The 26,764-nt window shown below is 62.7% G+C and carries 22 protein-coding genes; 13 read left to right on the top strand and 9 right to left on the bottom strand.

Annotation, left to right across the window (positions count from 1 at the left end; translation table 11 throughout):
* Positions 1–32 precede the first annotated feature (32 nt).
* Positions 33–788 (bottom strand): hypothetical protein, encoded by a 756-nt coding sequence (locus DFLDMN_RS26225; protein ID WP_423198670.1) that lies wholly within the window; start codon positions 786–788, stop codon positions 33–35.
* Positions 785–1,552 (bottom strand): S1C family serine protease, encoded by a 768-nt coding sequence (locus DFLDMN_RS26230; protein ID WP_423198671.1) that lies wholly within the window; start codon positions 1,550–1,552, stop codon positions 785–787. Before DFLDMN_RS26230 ends, DFLDMN_RS26225 begins: the two co-directional genes overlap by 4 nt.
* A gap of 471 nt (positions 1,553–2,023) precedes the next feature.
* Here DFLDMN_RS26230 and DFLDMN_RS26235 point away from each other — a divergent pair, with 471 nt between their 5' ends.
* The 3 genes from DFLDMN_RS26235 (at position 2,024) to DFLDMN_RS26245 (ending at position 7,708) form a co-directional block, all read left to right on the top strand.
* Positions 2,024–3,826 (top strand): putative bifunctional diguanylate cyclase/phosphodiesterase, encoded by a 1,803-nt coding sequence (locus DFLDMN_RS26235; RefSeq protein WP_423198672.1) that lies wholly within the window; start codon positions 2,024–2,026, stop codon positions 3,824–3,826.
* The gene (locus tag DFLDMN_RS26240) at positions 3,826–5,247 is read left to right on the top strand and encodes an HDOD domain-containing protein (RefSeq protein ID WP_423198673.1); all 1,422 of its coding nucleotides are present in this window, start codon (positions 3,826–3,828) and stop codon (positions 5,245–5,247) included. The genes DFLDMN_RS26235 and DFLDMN_RS26240 overlap by 1 nt, the downstream gene beginning before the upstream one ends.
* 355 nt (positions 5,248–5,602) lie before the next feature.
* Entirely contained in the window at positions 5,603–7,708 is a 2,106-nt protein-coding gene (locus tag DFLDMN_RS26245) for a TonB-dependent siderophore receptor (protein WP_423200580.1), read from the top strand.
* Between the two features lie 34 nt (positions 7,709–7,742).
* Here the strand turns inward: DFLDMN_RS26245 and DFLDMN_RS26250 are convergent, their stop codons facing one another.
* Positions 7,743–8,504, bottom strand: a complete 762-nt coding sequence (locus tag DFLDMN_RS26250) for an alpha/beta hydrolase family protein (RefSeq protein ID WP_423198674.1) — start codon at positions 8,502–8,504, stop codon at positions 7,743–7,745.
* Positions 8,505–8,645: 141 nt separating this feature from the next.
* Between DFLDMN_RS26250 and DFLDMN_RS26255 the strand changes: the two genes are divergently transcribed.
* Positions 8,646–9,170, top strand: coding sequence for a hypothetical protein (locus DFLDMN_RS26255; protein WP_423198675.1), 525 nt, complete (start codon positions 8,646–8,648; stop codon positions 9,168–9,170).
* Between the two features lie 73 nt (positions 9,171–9,243).
* On the opposite strand, the gene DFLDMN_RS26260 is transcribed toward DFLDMN_RS26255, so the two are convergent.
* Entirely contained in the window at positions 9,244–9,729 is a 486-nt protein-coding gene (locus DFLDMN_RS26260) for a GNAT family N-acetyltransferase (RefSeq protein ID WP_423198676.1), read from the bottom strand.
* Positions 9,730–9,870: 141 nt separating this feature from the next.
* On the bottom strand, positions 9,871–10,041 hold the full coding sequence (locus DFLDMN_RS26265; RefSeq protein WP_423198677.1) for a hypothetical protein: 171 nt from the start codon (positions 10,039–10,041) through the stop codon (positions 9,871–9,873).
* Between DFLDMN_RS26265 and DFLDMN_RS26270 the strand changes: the two genes are divergently transcribed.
* Positions 10,040–10,297 (top strand): hypothetical protein, encoded by a 258-nt coding sequence (locus tag DFLDMN_RS26270; protein WP_423198678.1) that lies wholly within the window; start codon positions 10,040–10,042, stop codon positions 10,295–10,297. The genes DFLDMN_RS26265 and DFLDMN_RS26270 overlap by 2 nt on opposite strands.
* A 40-nt stretch (positions 10,298–10,337) precedes the next feature.
* Here DFLDMN_RS26270 and DFLDMN_RS26275 read toward each other — a convergent pair whose 3' ends face one another.
* Together DFLDMN_RS26275 and DFLDMN_RS26280 are read right to left on the bottom strand one after the other, a co-directional pair.
* The gene (locus DFLDMN_RS26275) at positions 10,338–10,853 is read right to left on the bottom strand and encodes a GNAT family N-acetyltransferase (RefSeq protein ID WP_423198679.1); all 516 of its coding nucleotides are present in this window, start codon (positions 10,851–10,853) and stop codon (positions 10,338–10,340) included.
* A gap of 10 nt (positions 10,854–10,863) precedes the next feature.
* Entirely contained in the window at positions 10,864–11,334 is a 471-nt protein-coding gene (locus DFLDMN_RS26280; RefSeq protein WP_423198680.1) for an Lrp/AsnC family transcriptional regulator, read from the bottom strand.
* Between the two features lie 159 nt (positions 11,335–11,493).
* On the opposite strand from DFLDMN_RS26280, the gene DFLDMN_RS26285 reads away from it, so the two are divergent.
* Positions 11,494–11,778, top strand: a complete 285-nt coding sequence (locus DFLDMN_RS26285) for an AsnC family transcriptional regulator (RefSeq protein WP_423198681.1) — start codon at positions 11,494–11,496, stop codon at positions 11,776–11,778.
* A gap of 46 nt (positions 11,779–11,824) precedes the next feature.
* On the opposite strand, the gene DFLDMN_RS26290 is transcribed toward DFLDMN_RS26285, so the two are convergent.
* Complete coding sequence (locus DFLDMN_RS26290) at positions 11,825–12,742, bottom strand: LysR family transcriptional regulator (protein ID WP_423198682.1); 918 nt, start codon at positions 12,740–12,742, stop codon at positions 11,825–11,827.
* A 107-nt stretch (positions 12,743–12,849) separates the two neighbouring features.
* Between DFLDMN_RS26290 and metE the strand changes: the two genes are divergently transcribed.
* Both metE and DFLDMN_RS26300 read left to right on the top strand, forming a co-directional pair.
* On the top strand, positions 12,850–15,219 hold the full coding sequence (metE, locus tag DFLDMN_RS26295; RefSeq protein ID WP_423198683.1) for a 5-methyltetrahydropteroyltriglutamate--homocysteine S-methyltransferase: 2,370 nt from the start codon (positions 12,850–12,852) through the stop codon (positions 15,217–15,219).
* A gap of 260 nt (positions 15,220–15,479) precedes the next feature.
* Entirely contained in the window at positions 15,480–17,636 is a 2,157-nt protein-coding gene (locus DFLDMN_RS26300; protein ID WP_423198684.1) for a TonB-dependent receptor family protein, read from the top strand.
* Between the two features lie 39 nt (positions 17,637–17,675).
* On the opposite strand, the gene DFLDMN_RS26305 is transcribed toward DFLDMN_RS26300, so the two are convergent.
* Positions 17,676–19,094, bottom strand: a complete 1,419-nt coding sequence (locus tag DFLDMN_RS26305) for a DUF1254 domain-containing protein (RefSeq protein ID WP_423198685.1) — start codon at positions 19,092–19,094, stop codon at positions 17,676–17,678.
* A 368-nt stretch (positions 19,095–19,462) separates the two neighbouring features.
* Between DFLDMN_RS26305 and DFLDMN_RS26310 the strand changes: the two genes are divergently transcribed.
* The 5 genes from DFLDMN_RS26310 to DFLDMN_RS26330 all read left to right on the top strand — a co-directional run bounded on the left by DFLDMN_RS26310 (position 19,463) and on the right by DFLDMN_RS26330 (position 26,641).
* Positions 19,463–19,969 (top strand): hypothetical protein, encoded by a 507-nt coding sequence (locus DFLDMN_RS26310; RefSeq protein WP_423198686.1) that lies wholly within the window; start codon positions 19,463–19,465, stop codon positions 19,967–19,969.
* Positions 19,970–21,045: 1,076 nt separating this feature from the next.
* Entirely contained in the window at positions 21,046–22,014 is a 969-nt protein-coding gene (locus DFLDMN_RS26315) for a reverse transcriptase domain-containing protein (protein ID WP_423198687.1), read from the top strand.
* Positions 22,011–23,354: an AAA family ATPase gene (locus DFLDMN_RS26320; RefSeq protein ID WP_423198688.1), complete on the top strand. Its 1,344-nt coding sequence runs from the start codon at positions 22,011–22,013 to the stop codon at positions 23,352–23,354. Before DFLDMN_RS26315 ends, DFLDMN_RS26320 begins: the two co-directional genes overlap by 4 nt.
* A 336-nt stretch (positions 23,355–23,690) precedes the next feature.
* Entirely contained in the window at positions 23,691–24,932 is a 1,242-nt protein-coding gene (locus DFLDMN_RS26325) for an SIR2 family protein (protein ID WP_423198689.1), read from the top strand.
* Entirely contained in the window at positions 24,929–26,641 is a 1,713-nt protein-coding gene (locus DFLDMN_RS26330) for an ATP-binding protein (RefSeq protein WP_423198690.1), read from the top strand. Before DFLDMN_RS26325 ends, DFLDMN_RS26330 begins: the two co-directional genes overlap by 4 nt.
* The last annotated feature ends 123 nt before the right edge of the window (positions 26,642–26,764 follow it).

Here is a 26,764-nt window from a genome sequence, read left to right on the forward strand (position 1 = left end):
CGCGTCGCCACGCTCGCGCTCGCTGTTTGTCGTTATTTTGCTGGCAGCAGCCCGTCGAGGTCGGCCATGTTGACGCCCCTGCCGGCCGTGGGCGGCACGGCGCCCGGCAACCTCGGTGCCGCCATGGCGGCGGGCGATGCAGCCGGTGTTGCGGCGGGCGTCGCCGCCGGTGTCCCTGTCGCCGCCGGCGTGGCTGCCGGCGCCGGCTTTGCGGTACTGCCGCCCTCCGGCAGGCGACCGCCCGATCCCAGCGCGATCGGGCTGCAACCGCGCAGCATGCCGTCCTGCTTGAGACTGTTGGTGAGCTCGATCGCGAATACCGCGCCGCGCTCCTCGATGGGAATCATCGTGCCGCCGCGCGCAAAGCCGAAGTTGCCGCGCCAGACCACGCGGCGCTCGTGGACATCGCGCAGAACCATGTTGTAGCGGATCGAGAGACGATCGCCCACCGCGTTGACCACGCCACCTCCCTGCTGGATCGTCATCAGCGTATCCGGATGGAAGGCGGCCGCGTGCCTGGCCGGTTCCGACTGGTCCAGCTCGAGCCCCGTCACTTCCTCGAAAGCCACGGTGCTGCCGCACTGGGCGCCGATCTCGCGCAGCTTGTCGCGGAACGCGCCAGTGAACCCGGGCCCCCAGCCCAGCCCGGCGCCGCCGATGACAAACATCCGGCCCGGCTTGGCCGTGTAGTCGGTGGCACGATTCGATTGCACGACGGTGGCGGGCGCGCAGCCCGCCAGAATCGCGACCGTGACGGCAAGCGCCGGCACACACAGCATGCGTTTCATAATCCCTCCCTGGACGTTCCCGTTTCCGCTTGCTGGCGCCTGCCCACCGGCGGCGCCCCCGGCGCGGCGGCGGATGTCGGCGCCTTGGCCGCGCGTGCCTGGGCCACCTCCGCACGATAGTTGGCGATGGCCATGGCGGAACGCGCCGGCACCTCGGCAATCCAGTTGGCGGGGATGGCGAAATTGACGTTCTGCGCCTCGCGCAGGCTCATGTATGGCACGCCGACCAGACGGCCATCGGCATCGAACAGACCGCCGCCGCTCGATCCCGGCGATACCGGCGCGCTGATCTGAATCTGCACCAGCTCACCGCTGTCGTCGCGGTGGAGCGACGCGATCAGGCCGTCGCTGAGCGTCAGTTCCAGGCCGCGCGGCGCGCCAATGGCGTACACGCGCTGGCCCACCTTGAGCGTGGTAACCGGCGCCACCGGCACGGCCGGCGCCCGCAGGCCGTCCGCGCCGAGCACGCACAGGTCCCGGGCGGTATCGGCGTACTTGAGCCTGGCCGGAAGTGATTTCTGTTCGCGCTTGACCGTGATGACCTTGCCCTGGCGCAGCACGTGGCAATTGGTGGTCAGTTCGTCCCGGCCGGTGACGACCGCACTGCCGATGGCGATCTGGTGTTGTTGCCCGTCCTGGACATGCACGACCCAGATGCTGGCAGAACGCCGTTCATAGAGATCGGCGGCGTCCATGGCATGGCTGGCAATGCTGACCGTCATACCGGCCAGCAACATCCCCAGGCTCCGATGGAGGGTGTCCATGAGCTGATCTTCTGCTTCTATTCGTACGCCGGTTGGCCGGCGTTCTGGTTATGGTCCCGTTTTTCCCGTGGCGATAGATATTCACGGCCGGATTGACATCGTCGGCGCAGTTTCGCCAGGCGCAAGCCAACCCTATATCATCCCGGGACAAGACTATAAACCGAAGCCGGAGGGCTTTGCGGAAAAACACCGAGTTGTGCGAAAACGCCAACTGACGGGGGTCCTGGCCTCACGCCGGCATCGCCAAGCGTAGGCGGCTCGTATTAGAATCAGCCGCTCGCCCGTCATTTGATACCGCCGGCCTGGTGGATTTTCCCGGAGATTGCGTTTTGCCCCAGCCTGGCTCATTTGCGGCTTATTCCCGCACGCCACGATCCGTGCCGCTTAAGGGGCCGCTTAAGGGGCCGCTTAAGGGGCCGCTTCAGAGCCCGCTTCAGAGCCCGAATCAGAGAAAACCACGTTAAGGAGCGCATGACCTCGTTATCGTTTGATGTGGCTCTGGCTCGGGACCCCGCGGAGCGCGACTACGTCTCCATGGCAAACGTGGAGAGCCTCGCTGCCCGACCGGGAGGCGCCGCCGACGACGACGGCTGGGCGCTGCTCGAAGCCACGGGCGGCCTGGCGCTGCAAATCGGCGCGACCGGCTGCATCCACCGCGCGACCGATGCGTCCGCGCAACTGCTCGACTATCCCCGCGAATACCTGCTGCGCGCCTCGGTCCTCGACATCGTCGCCGTCGACGAACGCACGCGCCTCAACTGGCTGCTGCAGCGCTGCGCGCAGGACGGCAGTCCGCGACGCGATCGCTTCCGTTTTGTCTGCGGCATTCGCAGCAGCCGCTGGATCGACCTCCGCATTTCGCGGCACGCCGATGGCGATCGCCCCGAGCTGCTGCTGATGGGGCACGACGTTACCGACTACGTGGAAAAAGAGCGGCAACTGGTGGAGATGTCCTACCAGGACCCGCTCACCGGCGTCGGCAACCGCGCCTATATCCGTAACCGCATAGCGGCATTCACCGCGAGCGGCCAGCCCAACCCGCAGCTGTTCGCGGTGGCGCTGATGGACCTCGACGGCTTCAAGAAGGTCAACGACTCGCTCGGCCACGAATTTGGCGACGCGCTGCTCAAGGAAATCGGCAAGCGCCTGCAGGACGCCCTGCGCTCGCGCGAAATGGTCGCGCGCCTGGGCGGCGACGAGTTCGTGCTGCTGCTCGAAGGCCTGACCACCGAGTCCGATGCCATCCGCATTCTGGAGCGCGTGATTCACGTGTGCCGGCAGCCGTTCCACCTCGGCGGCTGCCAGGTGCGCATCACCACCAGCATCGGCCTTGCGTTCTCGGGCGAGACCTCGCTCAACGAGTCGCAATGGCTGCGCCGCGCCGATCTGGCCATGTATGAGGCCAAGGCGCTCGGCAAGAACCGCTATTGCCTGTATTCGCCGGAGTTCGAGCACCGCCTCGACGAGCAGTTCCGGATCGAGCAGAGCATGTTCGAGGCCGTGCAGAACGGCGAATTCCTGCTGCACTACCAGCCCATCGTCTGGCCCGGCAGCGGCGAGGTGTGCGCAACCGAGGCCCTGATGCGGTGGGAGCATCCGCAGGGCGCGATCGCGCCGGACGTGTTCATCCCGATGGCCGAGAACAACGGGCTCATCAAGCATCTCGGCGCGTGGGCCCTGCGTTGCGCGTGCGCGCAACTGGCCAGCTGGGATGCCCAGGGCATTCATGTGCGGCATATGTCGGTCAACGTGTCGCCGGTGCAGTTTCGCCATCCGGGCTTTCTCGACAGCGTGCGCAACGCCATCCACGACGCCGGCATCGCGCCGGACCGCATCATCCTGGAGATTACCGAAAGCGCGCTGATGACCGATCCGGCCGCCACCGAGGCGTTGCTCATGGAGCTGCGCGCGCTCGGCATCCGCTTTGCCGTCGACGACTTCGGCACGGGGTACTCGAGCCTGTCGTACCTGCGCCGGTTTCCGCTGTCGGCGCTCAAGATCGACCGCAGCTTTGTGTCCGACATGATGGACTCCCCCCATGCGCGCACGATCGTCTCGGCCGTGATGTCGCTCTCGCGCGAGCTTGGCCTGGTCGCCATCGCGGAAGGCGTGGAGTCCGACGAACAAAGCCGGCTGCTGTCCGCCCAGGGTTGCACCCTGGTGCAGGGATGGCGCTATGCCCAGGCCTTGAGCCCGGGAGAATTCGAACGCGCGATACAGACCGGAACGCTGTCCATCGGGCAAGCCGACGTGTTTTCCGCGCAGGTGCAGTAATGGCAAAGAACGGTTTTTTCGAGACGCTCTGGAGCCGCATGGCGCAGCAGGGGGACTTTCCCACGCTGCAATATTCGGTCGATAACATCTTCAAGACGCTGCACAGCGATCTCAGCGTCGGCGACATGGCGGCCAGTGTGCTGTCGGACTTCAGCCTGTCGCAGAAGGTCATCCGGCTGGCCAACTCGGCCATGTACCGCTCCTTTGGCGGTGAGGTCACCACGGTATCGCGCGCGATCCTGGTGCTTGGCGTGGAGGCCATCAGCCACCTGACGCTGGGCGTGCAGCTGCTCGACTATTTCCATGGCGTGGCGCCGAGCCGCCCGCAGGCCACCAAGGCGCTCACGCAGGCACTGGTCGCGGGCGAGATCACGCGCGCGCTCAGCAACGCGCGCGGCATCAACGAAGGCGAGGAAGCGGTCGTCTGCACGCTCATGCACCATATGAGCCGGCTGCTGCTGGTGTTCTACTTCCCCGACGAGTGGGAACGCGTGCAGGCGCTGTGCGAGAGCGGCGCGATGAGCGAGGGCGACGCCTGCCGCGAAATCGTCGGCGTCACGCTCGAGGAGATCGCCGCGGCCGCCGCCGCCAAATGGCGCCTGCCGGGGCTGATCGCCAATACCATGAGCCACCGCACGCTGACGCCGGAAACCACGCTGGAAACGCATGCCGACTGGCTGGGCGCAATGGCGCAGGTATCGTCGCAGGCCGCCGCCGCGATGGGCCGCGATGCCCCGCCCGAGGAAGTCGAGGCGCTGCTGAACACGCATGCGCGGGCGCTCGGACTGCAATCCGTCGATATCCATTTCGCCATCCACCAGGCCTCCGAACTGAGCGCCTCGATCGCACGCGCGGAAACCGTCGACGCCGAAGCGCCGGCCCAGCAAGGCAAGCCCAAGGACGCCCTGCAGCGCCTGCGCCAGGGTCTTGAGGAAGTGCGCCGCGAAGGGGCCGGGCTATCGGTCAGTCAGCTTGCACCGCTCGCGCTCGAATCGGCGATGCGCGCGCTCAACTTCTCGCACTGCTTCCTGATGGTGCTCAATCCCAACGCCAAGCGCTTCGTGGCACGGCTTGGCTTTGGCAATGGCATGCGGGAGAAGCTCGAGCAGTTCTCGTTCGAGGAAGGCTTCGTACCCGATATCTTCCACTTCGCCAGTATTGCGCCACGCCCCCTGCAGTTCGAGGACACGCTCGACGCGGAAGTGGCGCATCGCGTGCCGCGCTGGTATCGCGACGCCATGCCGGACACGCGCTCGATCCTGCTGGCGCCGGTCAAGCTGCGCAATCGCTGCGTGGCGCTGCTGTGCGGCGACTGGGGCGACACCTGCCTGCCCGACGGCCTGACCGAGGCGGAGCTGGGCGCGGTGGACGACCTCACGCGCGAGATCGCGGCGAGCTTTCTGCGCTCCGCCGCCCAGTAACCGCGCCTCCGCCCCCAGCCCGCGCGCGGCACAGGGGCGCGCCATCCCATTGTGCGAGCCGTCGGCACTAGCCCCACGGCCGATGTGACATGGCGTTCTCCGCCTGCGCCGTACGCGGAAACAACAGCGGAATTGAAAATGATTCGCATTAATGTTACGCTGCGGCCGCCCCGTCACATGATGGAAGCTTGATCCGGCATTTTGCCGTCACTCCGCTGCCGCCGTATTCCCGATGAACCGCCCCCCTGCTGCATCCGCCGTCCGCCCCTGCCGTCGTTCCCGTTTCCGCACCGTTCCGCGCCATGCCGGTCGCGCCCCTGGCGCCCGTGGCACCCGCCACGCGCTGGTCGTGGCAATGGGCGTGGCCGGGCTGATCGTCACGGCCCCTCGCCTGGCCCATGCCGAGGAATCCACCGCGGCCAACGATGCTGCCGCGCCCGGCACGCATACGGCCACGCTGGCGCCGGTCACCGTCACGGCCCCACTCGACGCGGTGCCCACCGTGGGTTACCAGCCGCGCGCGAGCAGCATCGCCGGGCCTGGCGATGCGCCGCTGACCGATATCCCGCAGTCGGTATCGGTGGTAAGCGCGCAGGTCATCCAGGACCAGTCCGCGCGCAGCCTCGACGACATCCTGGCCAACGTCAGCGGCCTGGTGCAGACCAACACGCTGGGCGGCACGCGCGACAGCTTTCTCAAGCGCGGCTTCGGCACCAACGACGACGGCTCGATCCTGCGCGACGGCGTACGCTCGCCACTCCTCCACAACTATCCGGTCACGCTCGACCGCGTGGAAGTGCTCAAGGGACCGGCCTCGCTGCTGTACGGCATTCAGGGGCCCGGCGGCGTCATCAACATGGTCACGCGCAAGCCCGAGGACACGTTCTCGGGTTCGGTCAGCTACCTTCACTCGAGTCATGCGCAGAACACGGGCAGCCTGGACCTGACCGGGCCGCTCGCCGACGTGGCGGGCGGCAAGCTGTCGTTCCGCCTGACCGGCGAAGTCGATGAAGCCCCTTACTGGCGCACCTCCGGCGGCGTCAACCGGCATAGCCTGATCGCGCCGTCGCTGGCCTGGCACGACGCCAATACATCGATCCTGCTGAACTATCAGTACACCGACTACACCGCGCCGTTCGACCGCGGCACCGTGCTGGTCAACGGGCATCCGCGCGACGACCTGCGCTATGTCCGCTACGAGGAGGGCTGGGCGCAATCCAGCGGCATCCAGGAGACCGCCAACGTACGCGTCGAGCACAAGTTCAACGACGCCTGGCGCATGCGCGCGATCTACGGCTGGGCGCGCGACCGCTACGACCAGTACCTCACGCGCGCGTCGGCCTTCAATAGCAATACCGGCGCCATGACGCGCTCGTCCGACGCCAATCTTGGCCGCAACGACTCCGAGAACCTTGCGTCGCTCTCGCTGCTTGGTGACGTCGCGACCGGTCCGTTGCGGCACCAGCTGATGTTCGGCTTCGAGTACGAACGCCAGCGCGACTTCCGTGGCGATACCATCCGCGGCCGCGCGACGCCCGGCTTCAACCTGTTCGCACCGGTCTACGGCCTGCTATCGCCGGGCGGCGTGCCGAGCGCGACGCAGAGCGACAGCCTGTCGCGCGTGACGTCCTATTCGGGCATCTTCCAGGATGCCGTCCATATCGGCGAGCGCTGGATCGTCTCGGCGGGCCTGCGCTTCCAGCACTACGAGCAACTGAGCGGTGTCGGCCGGCCCTTCGTGGTCAATGACAACTCGCATGGACAAAAGTGGTTGCCGCAACTGGGCGCGGTGTACAAGCTGACCCCGGCGGTATCGCTGTACGCCAACTATGCGCGCTCGTTCGTGCCGAACGTGTCCTCCAACGCGCTCACCGCGCTTGCGCCCGAGACCGGCCGCATCTATGAAACCGGGGTCAAGCTGGAGATGGCGCGCGGGCTGACCTCGACGCTGTCGGTGTTCCAGATCGACAAGCAGAACGTGGCCGTCACCGTCGGCGACGTGACCTCGACCATCGGCCGCGCGCGCTCGCGCGGCGTGGAGCTCGATGTGGCGGGCCAGATCACGCCCAACTTCAGCGTGATCGGCAATTACGCCTATACCGATACGCGCGACCTCGACAACGACGTGCCGCTGGTCAATGCGCCGCGTCATATGGGTGGGCTGTTTGCCAGCTACGCGATGGCCTTCGACGGTATCCCGGGGCGCTGGCGGCTGGGCGGCGGCGCGCGCTTCGTGGGCGCACGTGCGGGCGATGCCGCCAACAGCTTCACGCTGCCGGGATACGGCGTGGTCGACGCGTTCCTGGCGTATGACACCAGGCTCAACAGCTTTCCCACGCGCATCCAGCTCAATGTCAAAAACCTGCTCAACAAGGCCTACTACCCGTCCAGCGCCAGCAACCTGATCGTCGCGGTGGCGGAGCCACGGGTGGTGCTGCTGACCACGACGCTGTCGTTCTGAGACCCAGGCGGCGCCGGCGGGATTGCGACTCGTCTCACTCCAGATAGCGCCGGCTCCAGGCCAGGATCATCTCGGCCGCATACGCGGCCGCGCTACGGTCATGCAGCAGATGGTCGCCGCGGTCCAGCGCCACGAAACTCTTGGGTTGCCGCGCCGCGGCAAAGATGTCCTCGCCGTTGCCGATGGCGACCGTATCGTCGGCCGGCGCATGCAGCACCAGCAGCGGCTTTGCCAGTGCGGCCACCTCGTCCAGCAGCCGCTGGCTCGATACGTCGTCCATGAACTGGCGCGTAATGCGAAACGGCCGCCCCGCCAGCGACACCTCAAGCTCGCCAGCCGCGCGAATCGCCTCGGCATGCTCGCCGAAGAGCCCGATCACATGGCCCGGATCGCTCGGGGCAGCCACGGTGGCAACCGCGCGCGCTTCCGGAATGCGCCCCGCCGCGCTCAGCATCGCCGCGCCGCCCAGGCTATGCCCGATCAATAGCGCCGGGGCCTCGTGATGGGTGCGCAGCCATTGCGCGGCGCCAACGAGATCGTCGACGTTGGACGAATAATTGCTGCTGGCAAAATCGCCGCCGCTGCCGCCAATGCCGGTAAAGTCAAAGCGCAGCACCGCAATGCCATCCTGGGCCAGCGCCTGCGCGATACGGCTCGCGGCAAGACTGTCCTTGCCGCAGGTGAAACAATGCGCAAACAGCGCAAACGCACGTGCGGGCTGCTGCGGCGGCAGATCCAGCCGCCCTGCCAGCGGCTCGCCGCGACTGCTTATCATTTCGATACGTTCAAAAGTCATGGTCGTCGCTCCGGTGCCGGTGATGGAATAATTCCAGCCACCCGTGTGTTAACAGAACATGGTAGCGTGTGGCGAACGAAAGTCACCCATCATCCCCTTGCATCCCGCCGCTCGCGCCACCGCCCGAACCGGAGAACAAACATGCCCACCCGTCCTTCCCGCGCCATTGCCGCGATTGCCGCCGCGCTTGCGGCTACCGTGCTTGCCGGCTGCGCTTCGCTGGAACCCGTATCCGTCGGCCAGCAGTTGATCGGCAGCAACGAGAGCAGCGTGCGACAGAAATTCGGTACGCCGACGGATACCTTTCAGCTCCGTGACGGCACCACGCGCTGGCTGTATTCCAAGCAACCGTACGGCTACGACGTCTATGCGGCCGACTTCGACGCCAGCGGCAAGCTCGTCAGTTTCCGCAACATGCTGACCGAAGAGGAAATCTACAAGGCGCGCCCCGGGGTCTGGACCAAGCAGGACATCCTCGAACGCTTTGGCAAGCCGAAGGAGCCGATCAACTACTATCCGCTCATGAAGCGCGAGGCGTGGTCGTACCGGATGTACGTGACGCCTTACCAGCCGGCGCACTTCAGCGCGTACTTCGACGATAACGGCGTGCTGGACCGCACCATGATCATCCTGGACATGCGCGGCGGCGATCGCAGCATCAAGTAAGCGCAGGGGACGGAAGCCCCGGGGCGGCGAGCAAAACCAGCGCAACCCGCCCAACCCGGCCAACCCCGCCCAACTAGAGCGGCATGAGGTAGATATCGCACGGCACCCCATGCACCGGTGGCGCCGTGCGCAACTGCACAAAGCCCATGTCGCGATACATGCGCAGCGCCGCCACCATGATCGGGCTGGTATGCAACGCGATTTCCAGCGCCCCATCCCGGCGCGCGCGGGCCACGCACGCTTCCGTCAGCGCCCGCCCGATGCCGTGGCCGCGCGCGGACGGCGCTACCACCAGCATGCGGACGATCGGCCAGGCCTGCTCGAAGAATTCGCTCTTGGGCCGATGCGGCCCGATATAGGTCACCGCGCCCACCACCTCGCCCTCCAGCTCCGCAACGATAAGTTCGCCCTGCTCCGCAAGGGCCGCGGTGCGTCCGACATTGGCGGCAAAGGTCGGCCAGTCGGTGTAGTCGCCCGCGTACTGGCCAAACGCTGCCAGCGCCACCGTGTTGACGGCCGGCGCGTCGCCCGGCCGGAAGTCGCGAATCCGATAGCTCATGTCTCTCCTCGCCCCTGTTCTTTTTCTCTGATCGCGGGAGGGTAGCAAACCCCGGACGGCAAAAGGCCGACACCCCGGCAGGGTGTCGGCCCCGTACCACACATGCGTGGACCGCGACGGATCGCCGGTCCAGGACGAACGCTAGGACGGATCCTTGGTCCGGGTCCGCGACACGGCGGACATGATGCCGATGCCGAGCACGATCACGCAGGCAATGCCGATATAGACCTGCGCCACGCCCATCGTCACCAGGGCCCAGGCAATGCCGCCCACGAGCAGCAGCACACCGATCAGGTAAAGCGCGAACGACATGAGACACCTCCTGCGGATGGTTGCAGTCATGTTCACTGTAGGCAGCCGCGCGCGCCGCAGACATCGGCCAAAGCCGGCGCCCGCTGTAGGTCGGTTCCTACGGCGGTGGTTCGGTCACGACACCACTTTCGCCGGTCTCGTCGCCACCTCTCGCCTGGAAACCGCGCTCGGCAGTGAGAAGCACGCGCCGTCGTTCGCCAGCTTGCAGCGCTTTGCCGCCGCGTGCGGCACGAAGCTGATCATTTCACTTGCATAGCGTCTCGACCTCGCACACCCGTCAAACCTGCGCGCATCCGTCAAAGCTGCTTGCAGTAGAACGTGGTGCCGCAGAAGGCGCCGTCGGGCATCAGGGCGTAGTTGGGGACCACACCCACGCGCTGCCAGCCGGCGCGTTCGTACAGGCGCTCCGCATCGCCGCCGGTGACGGTATCGAGGACGAGGACAGTCTTGCCCTGGGCGCGGGCGGCGGCGTCGACGGCGGCCATCAGTTGCTGCGCGATGCCCTGTCGGCGGGCGCGGCGGTGGACCAGCATCTTGGCCACATCGGCCCGATGAGGCTGGTTTTCCGGCTGCGCGGTGACCAGTTGCACCGTGCCGACAAGCGCGCCGGTATCGTCTTCCGCCACTATCAGCACCCGTTCGTTGCGCGCCACGCCCTCGGCGACGCCCCGCCAGAAGCCGACCGCCTTGTCGCGCGCAAGCGGCCACATGAAGCTGACCGAGGCTCCGCCTTCCACGCAGTCGATCAGGACATCGGCCAGCGCTTCGACATGATGGGCGGCCTCGTCCGCGCGCAATTGACGCACCCGCATGGCTGCTCTCCTAAGGTTGTACCGACGGCTCGCGCTTGAGCGTGCGCAGTACGAAGGTGGAATGACTATGACGCAGCCCCGGCAGCTTGTAGAGCTTGTGCCGCAGGAACTCCTCGTAGCCTTCGGTGCCGGCCACGGCGACCTTGATCAGGTAGTCGTATTCGCCCGTCAGCAGATGCGCCTCCAGGACTTCCGGCAGTTCGGCCAATGCCTCGCCAAAACGATGAAGCATATCGTCATCGTGGCGATCGAGCGTGACCTCGATCAGCACGGTGTCGGGCAGCCCCAGCGCCTTCTGGTTCAACAGCGCCGCGTAGCTCTCGATGATGCCCGCCTCCTCCAGCGCCCGCACCCGGTTCCAGCACGGCGTGGCGGACAGGCCGACGCGCTCGGCCAGTCTGGCGTTGGAGATGCGGCCGTCGCGGCGCAACTCGCGCAGGATGCGGCGGTCGGTTTCGTCGAGCTTGGGCGGAGTGTTCATCGCATGCATTCGAAAAAAATGAAACTACCTCGAATTCTACATCTGACAGGAGAATCATCTTCACTCGCCTAGCCATGTCAGCAAAATAAGAAGCTCATTTCCGCGTCGTGCTGGTAAATTCACCACATCGACCACGCATCACCTTACGCTGCCCCTGCCATGTTCCAGCCTGCCCATCCGCCCACCCAACCGCCCACGCTTCAGCTCGCCGTCCGTGTCCATGGGGCCGATGTCTTTGGCACGCTCGAATGGATATTGGCCACCGCGCGGCGCACCGGGTTGTCGTTGCAGCAACTCCGCTACGAGGCCGGCCCCTTGGCGCGCATGAGCGTGCAGGCGCCGGATGCCGATCTGCTTCATCTGTTCGTCAATCGTGTCAGCCAGGCCATCGACCTCGCCATCGTCGATGCGGAGGTGTCCGAGCCGGAACCCCTGGCGGCCTGACAGGGGCACACCGCGGGGACACCGCGGAGGACACCGCGCTCACGCCTCACGCCGCCAGTAACTCGATGCCGTCGAGTTGCGCCGCGCAGATATCGCGCACGATCGCGACAAAGTCATCCACATAGGGCCGCTCTGCCATGGCCGACGGCACCGTCGCATAGAGCTCGCTCCACAGGCCGCCGGCGCCAATGCGCTTGGCCAGCACGTAGTCGTGGTCGACGTAGTTCTTCACCCCCCAGTTCGGCAACGCCGCCACGCCGCGCCGGCTGGCCACCAGTTGCAGCACGGCGACCGTCAGTTCGGCAGTACGCCGCTGCAGATGGATCCCGGCGGGCTCCAGCACCTCGCGGATCAGGTCGATACGCTGCTCGGGCACGGGATAGGTAATCAGCGTCTCGCCGGCCAGGTCGGCGGCCTCGATCCGGCGCCGGTTGCGCAGGCGATGCTCGTTGGCGATCACCGCCAGGATCTCGAAGCGAAACAGCGGCGCCACCACCAGCCCCCGCCGGCCCGGCGGCTTTGACCCGATCACCATGTCGGCGCGCCCATCGGCGAGCAAGGCCATGGGGTCGGCATGAAACCCCGCGACCAGGTCCACCTCCACTTCCGGCCAGCGACGCCGGAATTCATCCATGACCGGCATCAGCCAGTCGAAGCAGGTATGGCACTCCAGCACCACGCGCAATTCCCCGCGCGTATCGCTCTTGAGCCGCATCAGGTCTCGCTCGGCCGCGCTGATGGCAGCCAGCGCCTCGCGCGCCAGCGCCAGCAGCCGCTCGCCGGCCGGCGTAAAGCGCAGCCCCTGGCGCGTGCGGTCGAACAGCGCCATGCCGTAATGCGCCTCGATGGCCTTGATCTGGTGCGATAACGCGGACTGGCTGACGTGCACACGCTCGGCCGCGGTCGCGAGCTTGCCAGAGTCGGCGATCGCCACGAGCGAACGGAAATGCCGGACCTCAATCATGGGTGAGTTGAATCTGATTCATACATTGTTTAAAACATGTCGCTTGATTCATTCTACGCGCGATTTCACACTGGGCGCCAGATCGGAACTCTCTCCCGGAGCAAGACATGGCACACATCCACACCCTCGGCTTTCCGCGCATCGGCGCGCGCCGCGAACTGAAATTTGCGCAGGAAGCGTTCTGGCGCGGCGAAACGACCGAAGCGGCGCTGCGCGACGTCGGCACCGAACTGCGCCAGCGCCACTGGCGGCTGCAGGCCGAACGTGGCCTCGCCACCGTGGCCACCGGCGACTTTGCCTGGTACGACCAGATGCTGGGCCAGACCGTGCTGCTCGGTGCCCTGCCGCGCCGCTTCGGCTTTGACGCGCAGTCGCTCACGCTGAGCCAGTATTACGCCCTCGCCCGCGGCAACGCCGCGCAGCCGGCGATGGAAATGACCAAGTGGTTCGACACCAACTACCATTACCTCGTCCCCGAGCTCGATGCCGACAGCACCTTCGATGGCGGTCCCGACTGGTTCTTCGATGAAATCGAGCAGGCTCTGGCCCTCGGCCACACCACGCGCCCGGTACTGATCGGCCCCGTCACCTATCTCTGGCTGGCCAAGACCCACGCGGCGGGCTTCGACCGCCTGGCGCTGCTGCCGCGAGTGGTGGCCGCCTATCGTCGCATCCTGTCGCGCCTGGCCGCCCGTGGCATCGAATGGGTACAGATCGATGAACCGGCGCTGTGCGTGGACCTGGACGCGCGCTGGCTCGCTGCCTTCGACGATGCCTATGCGGTGCTCGGCAATACCGGCGTGAAGCTGCTGCTCGCCACCTACTTCGACAGCGCCGCACCATACGCCGAGCGCATTGCGGCCCTGCCCGTGCACGCCTTCCATATCGACCTGGTGCGCGCCCCGCAGCAACTGGCGACGTGGCGGCGCGTGCTGCCGTCCGCCGCCGTGCTGTCGGTCGGCGTGATCGATGGCCGCAATATCTGGCGCGCCGACCTGCGTGCCGTCCTGCACAGCGTGCAACCGCTCCACGCGGCGCTCGGCGAGCGCCTGTGGCTGGCCCCGTCCTGCTCGCTGCTGCACGTGCCGGCGTCGCTCGCGCACGAGATTCGTCTCGATCCGGAACTCAAATCGTGGCTGGCCTTTGCCACCGAAAAGCTCGACGAACTGCGCATCCTGGCGGTCGCCCTGGAACACGGTGAAGACGCCGTGGCGGCGGAGCTCGCCGCCTCCGATGCCGCGCGCCACGCACGCCAGACTTCCCGCCGCGTCGTCAACGACAGCGTACGCAAGCGCCTGGCCGCGGTGAGCCCTGCCATGGCTGACCGCCGGAGCCCGTTCGAGAGCCGCATCGCCGTTCAGCGTGAAGCGCTGAAGCTGCCACCGCTGCCCACCACCACCATCGGCTCTTTTCCGCAAACCCCGGCCATCCGCCAGGCCCGTGCGGCCTTCCGTCGCGGCGAGCTGGGCGCGCTCGAATACCTTGAGCGCATGCGCGGCGAAATCGAGCTTGCCGTGCGCAAGCAGGAAGCACTCGGCCTCGACGTGCTGGTCCATGGCGAGGCCGAGCGCAACGACATGGTCGAATACTTCGGCGAGCAGTTGTGCGGCTACGCGTTCACCGAGAATGGCTGGGTGCAGAGCTACGGCTCGCGCTGCGTCAAGCCGCCCGTCATCTACGGCGACGTCTATCGCCCGGAAGCGATCACCGTGGAGACCGCCCGCTATGCGCAGTCCCTGACCGAGCGTCCGATGAAGGGCATGCTGACCGGTCCGGTCACGATGCTGCAGTGGTCGTTCGTGCGCGACGACCAGCCGCGCGCCACCACCGCACGGCAACTTGCGCTCGCCATTCGCGACGAGGTGCGCGACCTCGAAGCCGCCGGCATCCGCGTGATCCAGATCGACGAGCCCGCGCTGCGCGAAGGCCTGCCGCTGCGCCGTGCCGACTGGCCCGCGTACCTGGCGTGGGCGGTCAACGCGTTCCGCCTGTCCGCCGCGGGTGTCGCCGACCAGACGCAGATTCATACCCACATGTGCTATGCGGAGTTCAACGACATCTTGCCGTCGATTGCCGCGATGGACGCGGACGTCATCACCATCGAGACCTCGCGCTCGGCAATGGAACTGCTCGCGGGCTTTGGTGCATTCGACTATCCCAACGAGATCGGTCCCGGCGTGTACGACATCCATTCGCCGCGCGTGCCGACCGTGGAAGCCATGACACGCCTGCTGGAACGCGCATGCGAGGTGATTCCGCCCGAGCGGCTGTGGGTCAATCCGGACTGTGGCCTCAAGACCCGTGGCTGGCCGGAAACGGAAGCGGCGCTCGCCAATATGGTCACCGCCACGCGGCAACTGCGCGCGCGGCTGGCCGCCGAAGCACCGACGCACTGGAAGCGCGTGGAACGCGCGGCAACGGCGCCCGCGCTCCACGGGCACGCCTGTGGTGGCACCTGTGGCGTGCACGCGGTTTGAACCGGGCGCACGCAGTGGGCTGAACGGCCCGAGCGGCGGAGTGCTGAGCGGCTGAGCGGCTGAGTGACTGAGCGGGCTGCGCACCTTGGGCGCCCGCCGGCGCATGGCGCACCCCAAGCATCTCCACGCATCGTTGCCCGTTATGCGTCGCTGTGTCGCATGGCGGGCAACAACGTCGCTCCCTATCCTTGCGGTCGAGCCAATAACATAGAGCACGACGGCATGCGCATCGCATCGCCGACCGGCCGCAAGGAAGTCCATTGAAACGAGCCAAGACCTGGCGCCGCGTCTCGGCATTGCCGGCCGCTGCGCTGACCAGCGCCGCGCTGGCGCAAGCGCCGGCCGCGCCCGCCGCTGCCACCTCCACCACGCCCAACCCCACGGGTGCCATCTCCCCCGCGCCCTCCAACGCCGAGCTGCCCATGCTGCCGGCGGTGACCGCCACCGCCACCGCACCGGGATCGCCGACCGTACCCGGCGTCGAACAACAACGGCAAGCGCTCTACCAGTCGGCCGGCTCGGTCGGCTTTGTCGATGCCGCCTCGTACAGCAACAGCTATGCCAGCAACCTGCGCGACGTGCTCAAGGACGCGCCCGGCGTATATGTGCAGGAACGCTATGGGCAGGAACTGCGGCTCTCGATCCGGGGCTCGGGCATTGCGCGCGGCTTCCATACGCGCGGCATCGACATCCTGCAGGACGGCGTGCCGACCAATTTTGCCGATGGTAGCGGCGACTACTATCAGATCGATCCGCTCGGCCTGGCCGCCGCCGAGATCTACAAGGGCGGCAACGGGCTTGCCTACGGCAGCACCACGCTCGGCGGCGCCATCAACTTCACCACGCCGACCGCGCTGACCAGCGACTTCCGCAACATGGTGCGCGTGGATGGCGGCAGCTTTGGCACCGCACGCGCCAGCGGGCAGGTATCGCGCCAGATCGGCGCCTTCGACTTCCTGGCCAACCTCAGCGTCGACCATTCGGAAGGCTATCGCAACCACGAGCGCGGCCAGTACGAGCAGTTCAACGCCAACTTCGGCTACCGCTTCAGCCCCGCCGTGGAAACGCGCTTCTATGTGGGCGCGTACGTGGTCGATCAGCTGCTGCCGGGATCGCTGACGCTCAACCAGGCGCTCAACAATCCGCGCATGGCGTCCGCCTCGGCACTGGCCGGCGACCAGGCGCGCAACACGCGCACCGAGCGGCTCGCCAACGTCACCAGCGTCAAGCTCGACAACGGTCAGATCGACTTCACCAGCTGGGTCATTCACAAGAGCCTGTACCACCCGATCTTCCAGGTCATCGACCAGGATTACTGGACCTACGGCTTTGCGCCGCGCTACACCGGCAACCTGACCCTCGGCGGCATGCGCAACCAGATCATCGCCGGCGCCCGCTTCTTTGCCGGTACCAACAATGCGCGCCAGTACGTCAACATCAATGGCGACCGTGGCGCGCAGACGCTGAATGCGCGGCAGGATGCCGCCAACTACGAGGCGTATCTCGAGGACCGGCTCTACGTGGTGCCGACGGTGGCGCTGATGGCCGGCGCCAAGGCCTATCGCAATCGTCGCGAGTACACCGACTTCGGTGGCCTGCCGGCCAGCCCGACGCCCAAGGCCGACGCCACGACCTACAGCGGCGTGAATCCGAAGTTCGGCGTGTTATGGGAGCCGGTAAAGGATGTGCAGGCGTTTGTCGACGTCACGCGCAGCGCCGACGTGCCCGATTTTTCTGACCTCAACCAGACCATCGGCACCACCAACCGGTTCGTGCCGCTTGCGCAGCAGCATGGCTGGACCGTGGAGGCCGGCTCGCGCGGCCGGACCGAGCGCTTTGCCTGGGATGTCACCCTGTACCGCTCGCTGGTGCGCGACCAGTTGCTGCAGTACACCGTGAACCCGGATGTGCCGGCGTCCACCTTCAATGCCAACAAGACCATCCTGCAAGGCGTGGAACTGGGCGCAAGCGCGGATGTGCTGCGCAACCTGGTCGGCAAGGGCGACAAGGTGACGGTGTCCCAGTTGTGGAATTTCAGCGATTTCCGCTTCGACAACGATCCGGTCTACGGCAATAACCGCATCGCCGGCGTGCCGCGCCATGTCCTGCGCACGACCCTGGCCTACGAGCGCAATGCGCGCCTGCGCGTGGCCGGCACGATCGACTGGGTGCCGAGCGGCGCTTACGTCGACTATGCCAATACGCAGAAGGTGCCGCCGTACGTGCTGTTCGGCCTGCAGGCCAGCTACGAGTTCGACTGCGGCGTGACGCTCTTCCTGGACGGGCGCAACCTCTCGAACAAGCGCTATATCAGCGACTTCAGTACCGTGGCCGATTTTCGTACCGCAAGCAATACTGCCGTGTTCTATCCGGGTACCGGCCGCGCGGTGTATGGCGGCGTCAAGTACCGGTTCTGAGCGGGGCCGGGCTGAGCCGTTGCCTGGTGGATGCGTAGCCTAGTTGACGCGCTGCACCGGCGGCGGCGTCCAGTCGCCGTCGAGCAGTGCCTGATCGGGCCAGTAGGCGCGCAGCATCAGGTTGAACGCATCGGGCGGCGCGGGCAGCCAGTTGGCCTGCTGCGCGGCCTTGGCGGGGCGCTCGTATTGGATATAGATATCGAGCGAGCCGTCGCGGTTGTAGTGCAGGCGGTCGCGGCTGCCGATCGAATAGCGGTTGATCGGGTTGCGCACCAGGCCCTGCTGGCTGTTGTAGAGCGACAGCGACCAGAACGCCTTGACCGGCGGCAGCTGGCCTTTATCAAAATGCAGCACATAGCGGCTGCCACCATCGAAGGGGCGGCCCGTGGCATCGGCGCGCGCGATCGGATACAGCGCGTCCTCCGGCAGGTTGGCGCCGACGCCGATCATGGCATCGGCGGCACGCAGCGCGTAGTTGGTGCCATAGTCGCCGCCATCCCGCGACATGCGCCAGCCGGTATCGCCGGCCTCGCGCTTCTTGGCCTCGGCGGCAATGCCGCTCAATGCCGCGGTGGCCCCCTCCTGCACCGCGCGCGCGGTGGACGGCTCCAGCACGGTGGTCTTGAACGCCTCGCCCGGTTTCAGGCCCATGCGATTCATCTTCTCCACCATCGCGACATCGCCGGGCGCGGGCGGGTTGGCCGGCAGCAGCTCGGCCATGCGGCTGAAGAACGCCTGCGCATCCATCGCGGCCACCTGCTCCGCGGCCGGGGTATCGGTGTCGAGCAACGCGGCGCGCGGCCCGGCCGACGGCGGCGCGGTGCGCCCGCCCTTCTGCCAGACCGACAACGGCACCAGACGGAACTGATCCTGCAAGCGGTGGACGGCCGGCAGATCGCCACGACCATTGACCTGGGTACGCCCGACGATCCAGACCAGCGCGGTCGGCGAGCGGATTTCCTTGACTCCCTTCGGTAACGTGCCGCGCCATTCCGGCCCGACGATGGCAAACGCGCCGCGGCGCGTGCCCGTGGTGCGCTTGCCCGGCGACGCAAACACGTTGGTCCAGGCGTCGAGCATCGGCATCAGGTAGAAGCGGCCAGCCGTGTCGGGCAGCGACAGCACGACCGGCTCCTTCGAGAGGTCGAGCCAGGCTGTCGAGAACAGCGTGTCGGCGCTCGGCGCGGCCGCTGCGCCGCCGGTGGCATCGGGAAACGCGCGCTGGTGGCTGAACGTGTTGACCGGCACGCGCGCGCCGGTGATCTCGCGCATGACGTCCATCAGCACGAGCGGATAACCGTAGGTGAATACCTCCGCCGACAGCGCCTTCATGGCATGGTCCGAGGGCGGTTGTTCGACAACGGGCTGGACCGGTACGGGCTCGGGCGTGGACGAGCACGCGGACATCAGGACAGCGAGCGTGAGGACGCTCGCCAGTTGGCGTATCGAAGGATTCATGACCCCGGTTCCCTTGGACTTGGCAGCCTTTCCGGCGGGCATGTCTGCACTCGATCGTGTAGCCCCGGAGGCGCATCTCTGTTCCCGTGGAATGATGTCTCCCGGTAATGTCACTGTCAATTCCCCGAACGGCTGATTTATGGGGAAACGTACACAGACATGTTGCCGCAGGAACGCCGGCCGGATGGCAACGCCGTCCCTGGTCGCTGCCGATGCCACAGTCCCGCTATTTCGTTGATCTCCGATTTGCGCCTCTGGCAGCACTCTGTAGCGTCGGATCCACGGCGGTGGCACACGCGGCAACCACAAGTACCAACCAGCGTTCCAGGCCGGACGCCGCCGCCGCCATTCAAGTCAAGGAGAGATCAATGGAAGCCACCATGGCCCACCCGATGGACAACCCGGGCGAAAGCGCCGCGGACAAGGCCAAGCACCAGACGGACGCCAAAGAGCCGGACATGGACGCCGCCAAGCTGACAGCGGAGCTGTTCAGGCTGACGCTCGAGTGCGTGCGGATTCAGGCGGAGACCACCAAGCTGGAAAACGAAAACCGCAAGATCGAGCGGGAGACCAGCAAGCTGGAGCGCGAGAACGAAAAGATCGCGCAAGAGACCCGCAAACTGGAACGGGAGAACGAAAAAATCGTCGAGGAAACCAGGAAGCTGATCCAGGAGAAGGAAAAGATCGAGAAAGAGAAAGACAAGATCGAACGCGAGACCGGCAAGATCGAGGGCGAGACCAGCAAGATCGCCTCGGAGACGAGCAAGCTTGCCACCGAGACCAGCAAACTGAAGCACGAAATCCTGTGGAATCCCATCATCTGGTCCACGGCGTGGATGGTCGCCATCCATGCCATCTGGAAACTGCTCGATTGATACGGGGAGGCGACGCCATGGAACGACCACGCGGATTCGCACGACTGCGCACGCGACATGACAGACCACAACACGCGCGCCGATTATGTCCGGACCAGAGCGCAACAGGCGACCGCTGCCGGTCACGTCAATGCGGCACGGAAGCTTGCGACAAGGAAGGCAGAGGAAGGCACGGAGGAAACGCGAGACATAAAAAAACGCCCGGAGCGAAGGCTCCGGGCGTTTTTACGATAGGTGGCGCGGCTGGCAGGATTCGAACCCACGACCCCTTGGTTCGTAGCCTTGCATGCTTCGCCAAGCACTTGATCTATAACGCGATTCGCTAGGCGCTCGCTACCCGTAATGCGCTGTGTTGTACTGGTTGTCGCTATCCAGTCCCCCATAATTCCCCATGGCTACCCACTGACTGCCGCCTATGATACTGTATATTTATACAGTATCGATGGAGCAGCCCCATGCAGCCTGAACCAGCCAACTGCCCCCTCTGCAAAGCAGCGGCGGAACGCGTCCGCTCCCGCTTATCTCGTGGCTTCACATACACCTGCCCGTGCTGCGGAAGCTTTGATGTCGATCCTGCCGCCCTTACTCCGTCGGCAGAATTTCCGCGTACCGCGCGTGACGATGTCCAGCGTCTACGCGCCTTCGGTCACCTTCCCCGCGTAGAGTTAGTGGCTCGCCAAGGCGTGCGTGTAGTGCCTAGCCGAACATGACGAGGCGACGCGCAACAATCGGTACCTGGACGCTGCCGCGCCCCCACCTACGCCGATAGCCACGACGGGCCGCCTAGGATTTGCCGTAGGCGGAGAGTTGCGTTAAGCTTCGGCCATGCCAGCGACTAGGAGCATCTCCAGTCTAATGTCTGGCCTCTCCCGGCTCTGCATCTACTTTACGATTGGGCGGTGTGCCTTCCCAGGCCGCCGCCCAAATTGTAAACACCGCCAAAGCGACTCCCCAGCTTACCGTTCAGTCACCTTTTGTGTGACGATGGCGTTATACGAGCACTCCGACAGCACAGTTACACTTCGTCGGTCGTTTCGCGCGTTGCGAGACGGGTCGCTACCTCACCTGTTGTCTCCATGACTAAGAAGCCTCTCGCAGAGCTGTTTCAGGCGATGTATCACGGCAAATATGACTATCGAGAGTTCATAGGCGAAGCCGTCGATTCTCGATACAAGCCGCTCAACGTAGGCGGAAACCTAGGGTCGAAGGAACGCCTCGTCTACGCGCCGGACAAGACGCTGAAGATCTATCATAGTTTCCTCAACCTATTTCTGTTCGAGTACCTTGAGGTCAATGAACAGGTCGTATTTTCCTACCGAAAAGGAGTGAATGTTATCGGAGCCGTGAAAAAACACGCACATAACAAACACTTTTTCCAAGCTGACATCCAAGATTTTTTTCCGAATATCGATTCGACGATAGTTCGTGCAGTCATCGAGAGCGCCGCAGCGCATACGCCTATCTCCGATCTATTGGATCATGTCGATCGCATTATCGATCTGGTTACGATAAAGGGCGCCTTACCAATTGGCTTTCCTGCCTCCCCCCTCATCAGCAACGCAGTGCTGCGAACCTTCGACGATCTTTTCGAAAGCTATTGTGTCGAACGCGAGATGACCTACACGCGGTACTCAGACGACATTATCGTCTCTTCACAAAATAGAACTGGACTCACGAATCTAGCGACGATTATTGAGGAGCTACTTCAGTCCGTCGGATTAACCCAGCTTAAACTCAATCCGGAAAAAACGAAAATTACGAGCGTTGGCCGGAAGATAAAACTTCTCGGATTGGTGATATTGCCAAACGGAACCGTCTCTATCGACATCAAGATGAAGCGACAAATTGAAACGATGCTTCATTTTTACATTACAGATAGCGCGAAGCTTCGCGATTTTTTAGAGGCCGATCTTACCAAGGCCACAGAACAGCTTTCCGGATATGTGAATTACGTAAATACTGTCGACCCTTTTTATCTCGACAAGCTCCGAAAAAAATACGGCGTCACAGTAATAGACACTCTTATTCATTTGGGGTCAAAATGAAATTGACTCTGAAAATTGAGAACGTCCAACACATTCGCTCGGCAGATTTAGCTTTTGAGCTTGGCGCATTTGGAGTTACCTGCCTCGTTGGGCGAAATGGGATTGGGAAAACCACTCTCATTAAGGCATTGCGCAATCTATGCGTAGCTGATACGTTCAAGAAAACGGCTATCGACAGCATTTTCTCAGCATCAAGCAAGATTATTTACGCATGTGACCCGTATGAGTACGCCTTTACCTTTGACCCTAAACTTAAGAGTCTCAACTGCAAAACAGTCGTGGCACCGCAGCTTCGCGACAGTCTCGAAGTAGAGCTTCCGATGCCCTTCGGCGATCGCTTTAATTTTTTCCAAAGCATTAGCGATGCCGATCACGATATCCGACGTAACATCGTTCTTGAGAACTACACTCGCCCCGATGAACTGATTGATTTCCTCGATGCGATCTACGGCGGCAAGAAATTTGATAATCTGCGTTGCATTACGATCAAGAAACGAACTTACTATTGCCTTATACTCGACGAAAGCAGGTACATTCGAGAAGACTATCTTAGCTCCGGAGAGTATTTTCTGATATCACTCTATCGGAGCATCGTCTCGGGCAGAAAGCTGATCGTCATCGATGAAATTGATATTTCCCTTGATGCCGCTGCCCAGGCAAAACTCGTGGGGCAATTGAGGCTACACTGCCAAAAATATGCAGTGAGCGTTGTATTCACGACGCACTCGCTTGCGATCATGGGTACGCTACGTGCCGATGAGCTACATTACATCGAGTCACAGGATGGAGTGCTCGATATTCAGCCTGTTTCCTTTAACTACGCAAAAAGCCTGCTGTTTGGATTTTCAGGATGGGACAAGTACATCCTTACTGAAGATGATACGCTGGAGAAGTTTATTGAATTTTGCGTAAAAAAATATCTCCCTAGAACATTTTACAAATACAAGATCATTTATATCGGCGGCGCAAGAAATACAGTTAAATTGATAGACAGAAATTCTGACCAACATTTCTTCTCTACCGAAGATAACGTTATCGCTGTCCTAGACGGTGATCAGCGTAAATTTTCTTTCACCCAGAACCGAGGGGACATTCTTTTTCTGCCTTGGGAAAGCATCGAAAAGCAGATGTTTATCGAATATACAGAAGGAAAATATTGGCCGCACTTATCAGTCGAAGAAAATCCAGGTATCGACAATCAAGATGGCAAGAATTTGTATGCTGCTTTGATTCGAAGAAAAATCCTATCAGAAGAGGAAATGTTCCTACACTTGTGCACTAGATACGAAGGACAGGTGCGTGAGTTCGTGAATTCACTATCTGTTTTTTTGAATATCTAATCGCATCACCTGCGCACCGAGCGGCGCTAGATTGAGCGTTATAATGTTTTCGTCCTCGCAAAGAATTTATGATCCGGCAACTCGCGCTACCTCGGCGCGACCGGATAACATCAAATCTAATGGCAAATGGCCGTTCCACACACCTAAACTGCCCCTAATTTTGAGGCGATGAGGGCGACTCTGGCTCGGGCTGCGGTCTTCGGTGTTGGAGCATGCCTGGATTCGGGACCGGCTGCTGTGGAACTACGAACCAACGCCAAACAGGACCACTTTTCCTAGTCCGGTACGGCCGCGAAACCGTATACTGCCTCGCGTCATCAGCGTGGAACTCGCCAAATGCAGGTATTCAGCTATCGAAGTGCCGGACAGTGGCAACAGACGAGCTCAACCAGTGACGAACGTGGCTCGCCCGCTGATCCGGCACTAGACGAAATCAAGCGCACTCTGTCCGACTGCTTTAGATGCAGCAATCTAGTTATTCTCACAGGCCTTGGGACGTCCTTGCATGTGAACGTTGATGAGGCCAAGCTGGGAGGTGGGCGCAGCCCGATAGAGGGGAAGAAGCTCGCACCAACGATGTGGAATCTGTGGGAGCGGGTACAAGCAGCAACTGGCGAAGACTTTGGAAAGGTACTCGCGCTTTCACGACTACCCCAAGACGAGCAGCACAAGAGCAACATCGAGGCGCTTCTCTCGCACTGCAAAGTTGCGGCCGAGTTCTTGGCGGAACCAGATGAACGTGAGACTGTCCGCCGGTTCATTCACACCGCGGAATCAACGGTTCGCGACGCGGTCCGCTTCCTTGAACCTGATGATGACGTAACCGTGCACGCAGATTTTCTACGTCGTTTGTCGCGTCGGTCACCGCGCAAGATGCGCAGCAAGATCTTCACGACGAACTACGATCTGTGCTTCGAGTATGCTGCGCGCCAAGGACGTTATGTCGTCATCGACGGCTTCTCACACTCCAGCCCGCAAGTCTTCGACAGCTTATATTTCACATACGACATCGTTAGGCGCGACACTAACCTCGATAACCACGACTTCATATCAAACGTTTTCTTGCTCTATAAGCTGCATGGCTCGATTGACTGGACGAGAAATTCGGCAACGAACGAGATCGAGAAAAGGCCTGACTGTGAAAGTCCCCTGCTAGTTTATCCTCGCAACACGAAATATGAGCTAGCGTTCGAGCAACCCTATTTCGAGATGATGTCATCGCTCCAGGCAGCGCTTCGCCAACCAGACACTGGTCTGCTTATCCTTGGATTTGGATTTAACGACAACCATATTGCGGAGCCGATACTGTCGGCGATCAACTCCAACCTCAGCCTCAAGGTTGCTGTATGTGACCCAGGATTGGCCCCGCGTAGAGACGATCCGGAAAAAGCAGGGATTGATGCAACGAATGTACATCTGAAAAAGATCCGCTACCTCATCGAACATGGCGACGCCCGCCTTACGCTTATCAGCGCGACTTTTGAGGAAGTGGTGCCCCAACTCCCTGACATTGCTGCCGAGACGGACCTCGAGCAGCACCTCGAACGTATCCGACGTCTGCGAGGGGAAAACAAATGACAAAACGTTTGTCCACAAGCCCATTCGACCCAAGCAGATATGTGGGCTCCGTATCCTATGTCAGTCCCGACGCTGCCAAGATCAATCTGCCTTTCGCGGCGAGCGCGTCGACGCGCCAGTATTCTGGCTACGCCATTCTCGGCGGCCAGGTCGGTGAGTTTGTCTTTATCGAGGGGGATGGCCTTGCCGTGCTCGGTCGGATTACGGAGGTTCGGCTACCAGACAACGAGCGACTTAAAGCCGAGCCGACTCTGGGTGAGCGCCCAGACTCGCATCCGATCGGCTTCGTGCAACTATTGACGACCTTGGAGCTCACCACCGGCACGGTGATCTCGGGCATCCCTGTTCATCCTCGCATCGGTCAGCAAGTCTTCTCCGCCCACCCTCTACTAGTCAAGCACATCGTCGAAGGGAATAACGTCGGCGTTGGCGGATTAATTGAGTTGGCTACGATAGCGCAGGAATCCAGTACCCGAGTCAATGTCAGTCCTTCGCACATGTTCGGACGGCATTGTGCGGTGCTCGGTGCCACGGGCGGTGGTAAAAGTTGGACTGTAGCGCGCATCGTCCAAGAAGCTGCCCGTATTGGAGGCAAGATCATTCTGATTGACCCCACTGGCGAATTTCATACATTCACAGAGCGTGTACAAGCAGTCTACCTGGGAGGAGAACGCACCGACGCCGACGACCTGCGTCAGTTTGTCGCGTTCCCGTACTGGCAACTTACCGAGCCAGATTTGTTCGCTATTTTCCAGCCTAGCCCCGGGGCACAAGTTCCGAAGCTGCGCGAGGCGTTGCGCAGCCTCAAACTGAACTATGTCTTACACGGCGACAAAGAGCCCCGTACCGTCAAGAAGGCGGGCGCCGTGCGCAGAGACTTTAATATATCCTGGGCGCAGCATGAAGCTGCCGTCGAAGCTGAAGGTGCCAAGTATCTTATTTCACAGCTCGGCAGACAGATATTCGAAGAGTGCGTATTCGAAAACGGTGGCACATTGAAGGTGCCGGACTATACCATCTGGGGCGGGTATGATGAACGCACAAAAGGGTATTGTGAAACGTTGGTTGCAAAGATCTACTCGATTACACGCTCGAAATCGCTGCGTTGTCTCTTTCATCCAGAATTATTTGCGTCGTCACTCGCAGAAAAAATAGACGATTTTCTCGGCTCCAAGGACAGGGTTCTCCGAATCTCGATGGAATTTCTCCCCTTCGACCACAATGCCCGCGAACTTTTGGCAAACGCCATCGGCCGACATCTCCTTGGAATGGCGCGCCAGGGCTCGCTTGCAGAGATGCCGATGGTCGTCGTGCTAGATGAGGCGCATCAATTTCTGAATAAAAACATGGGTGACGACAATAATCGCGTTTATCTAGATGCATTCGGACTAATTGCGAAGGAGGGTCGGAAATACGGTTTAACGACAATCCTGGCCACACAGCGTCCTCGGGACGTACCTGAAGATGTGCTGAGTCAGATGGGGATGTTTATCGTCCACCGACTCATCAATGAACGAGACCGCGATGTTGTCGAAAAAGCCTGCGGAAATCTCGATGGCTCGGCTGCAGCATTCTTGCCGACGCTTGGCCAAGGCGAGGCCATTCTTGTTGGCGTTGATTTTCCAATGCCCACACCCGTCAGGATAACCAAGCCGCAACACCCTCCCAAATCGGAAGGACCCGCTTATCACCGATTCTGGGCCGCGTAGCCGCACAGCTGCCTTTTGTCATTTATCGCACAACGAGCAGGCGGCGCTGACATTCGAGAGCCGTCCAATTTGAATCGCCAGACGCGGACGAAATCGGCGCGCTGCCTCTGCAAGCTCACCGGT

Source organism: Cupriavidus sp. H19C3, from assembly GCF_049393815.1.
Lineage (GTDB): Bacteria > Pseudomonadota > Gammaproteobacteria > Burkholderiales > Burkholderiaceae > Cupriavidus.

Bases quoted from the DNA above. Each gene is read 5' to 3' on its own strand.
- DFLDMN_RS26225 (WP_423198670.1), bottom strand. From the start codon at position 788: ATGAAACGCATGCTGTGTGTGCCGGCGCTTGCCGTCACGGTCGCGATT.
- DFLDMN_RS26230 (WP_423198671.1), bottom strand. From the start codon at position 1,552: ATGGACACCCTCCATCGGAGCCTGGGGATGTTGCTGGCCGGTATGACG.
- DFLDMN_RS26235 (WP_423198672.1), top strand. From the start codon at position 2,024: ATGACCTCGTTATCGTTTGATGTGGCTCTGGCTCGGGACCCCGCGGAG.
- DFLDMN_RS26240 (WP_423198673.1), top strand. From the start codon at position 3,826: ATGGCAAAGAACGGTTTTTTCGAGACGCTCTGGAGCCGCATGGCGCAG.
- DFLDMN_RS26245 (WP_423200580.1), top strand. From the start codon at position 5,603: ATGGGCGTGGCCGGGCTGATCGTCACGGCCCCTCGCCTGGCCCATGCC.
- DFLDMN_RS26250 (WP_423198674.1), bottom strand. From the start codon at position 8,504: ATGACTTTTGAACGTATCGAAATGATAAGCAGTCGCGGCGAGCCGCTG.
- DFLDMN_RS26255 (WP_423198675.1), top strand. From the start codon at position 8,646: ATGCCCACCCGTCCTTCCCGCGCCATTGCCGCGATTGCCGCCGCGCTT.
- DFLDMN_RS26260 (WP_423198676.1), bottom strand. From the start codon at position 9,729: ATGAGCTATCGGATTCGCGACTTCCGGCCGGGCGACGCGCCGGCCGTC.
- DFLDMN_RS26270 (WP_423198678.1), top strand. From the start codon at position 10,040: ATGAGACACCTCCTGCGGATGGTTGCAGTCATGTTCACTGTAGGCAGC.
- DFLDMN_RS26265 (WP_423198677.1), bottom strand. From the start codon at position 10,041: ATGTCGTTCGCGCTTTACCTGATCGGTGTGCTGCTGCTCGTGGGCGGC.
- DFLDMN_RS26275 (WP_423198679.1), bottom strand. From the start codon at position 10,853: ATGCGGGTGCGTCAATTGCGCGCGGACGAGGCCGCCCATCATGTCGAA.
- DFLDMN_RS26280 (WP_423198680.1), bottom strand. From the start codon at position 11,334: ATGAACACTCCGCCCAAGCTCGACGAAACCGACCGCCGCATCCTGCGC.
- DFLDMN_RS26285 (WP_423198681.1), top strand. From the start codon at position 11,494: ATGTTCCAGCCTGCCCATCCGCCCACCCAACCGCCCACGCTTCAGCTC.
- DFLDMN_RS26290 (WP_423198682.1), bottom strand. From the start codon at position 12,742: ATGATTGAGGTCCGGCATTTCCGTTCGCTCGTGGCGATCGCCGACTCT.
- metE (WP_423198683.1), top strand. From the start codon at position 12,850: ATGGCACACATCCACACCCTCGGCTTTCCGCGCATCGGCGCGCGCCGC.
- DFLDMN_RS26305 (WP_423198685.1), bottom strand. From the start codon at position 19,094: ATGAATCCTTCGATACGCCAACTGGCGAGCGTCCTCACGCTCGCTGTC.
- DFLDMN_RS26310 (WP_423198686.1), top strand. From the start codon at position 19,463: ATGGAAGCCACCATGGCCCACCCGATGGACAACCCGGGCGAAAGCGCC.
- DFLDMN_RS26315 (WP_423198687.1), top strand. From the start codon at position 21,046: ATGACTAAGAAGCCTCTCGCAGAGCTGTTTCAGGCGATGTATCACGGC.
- DFLDMN_RS26320 (WP_423198688.1), top strand. From the start codon at position 22,011: ATGAAATTGACTCTGAAAATTGAGAACGTCCAACACATTCGCTCGGCA.
- DFLDMN_RS26325 (WP_423198689.1), top strand. From the start codon at position 23,691: ATGCAGGTATTCAGCTATCGAAGTGCCGGACAGTGGCAACAGACGAGC.
- DFLDMN_RS26330 (WP_423198690.1), top strand. From the start codon at position 24,929: ATGACAAAACGTTTGTCCACAAGCCCATTCGACCCAAGCAGATATGTG.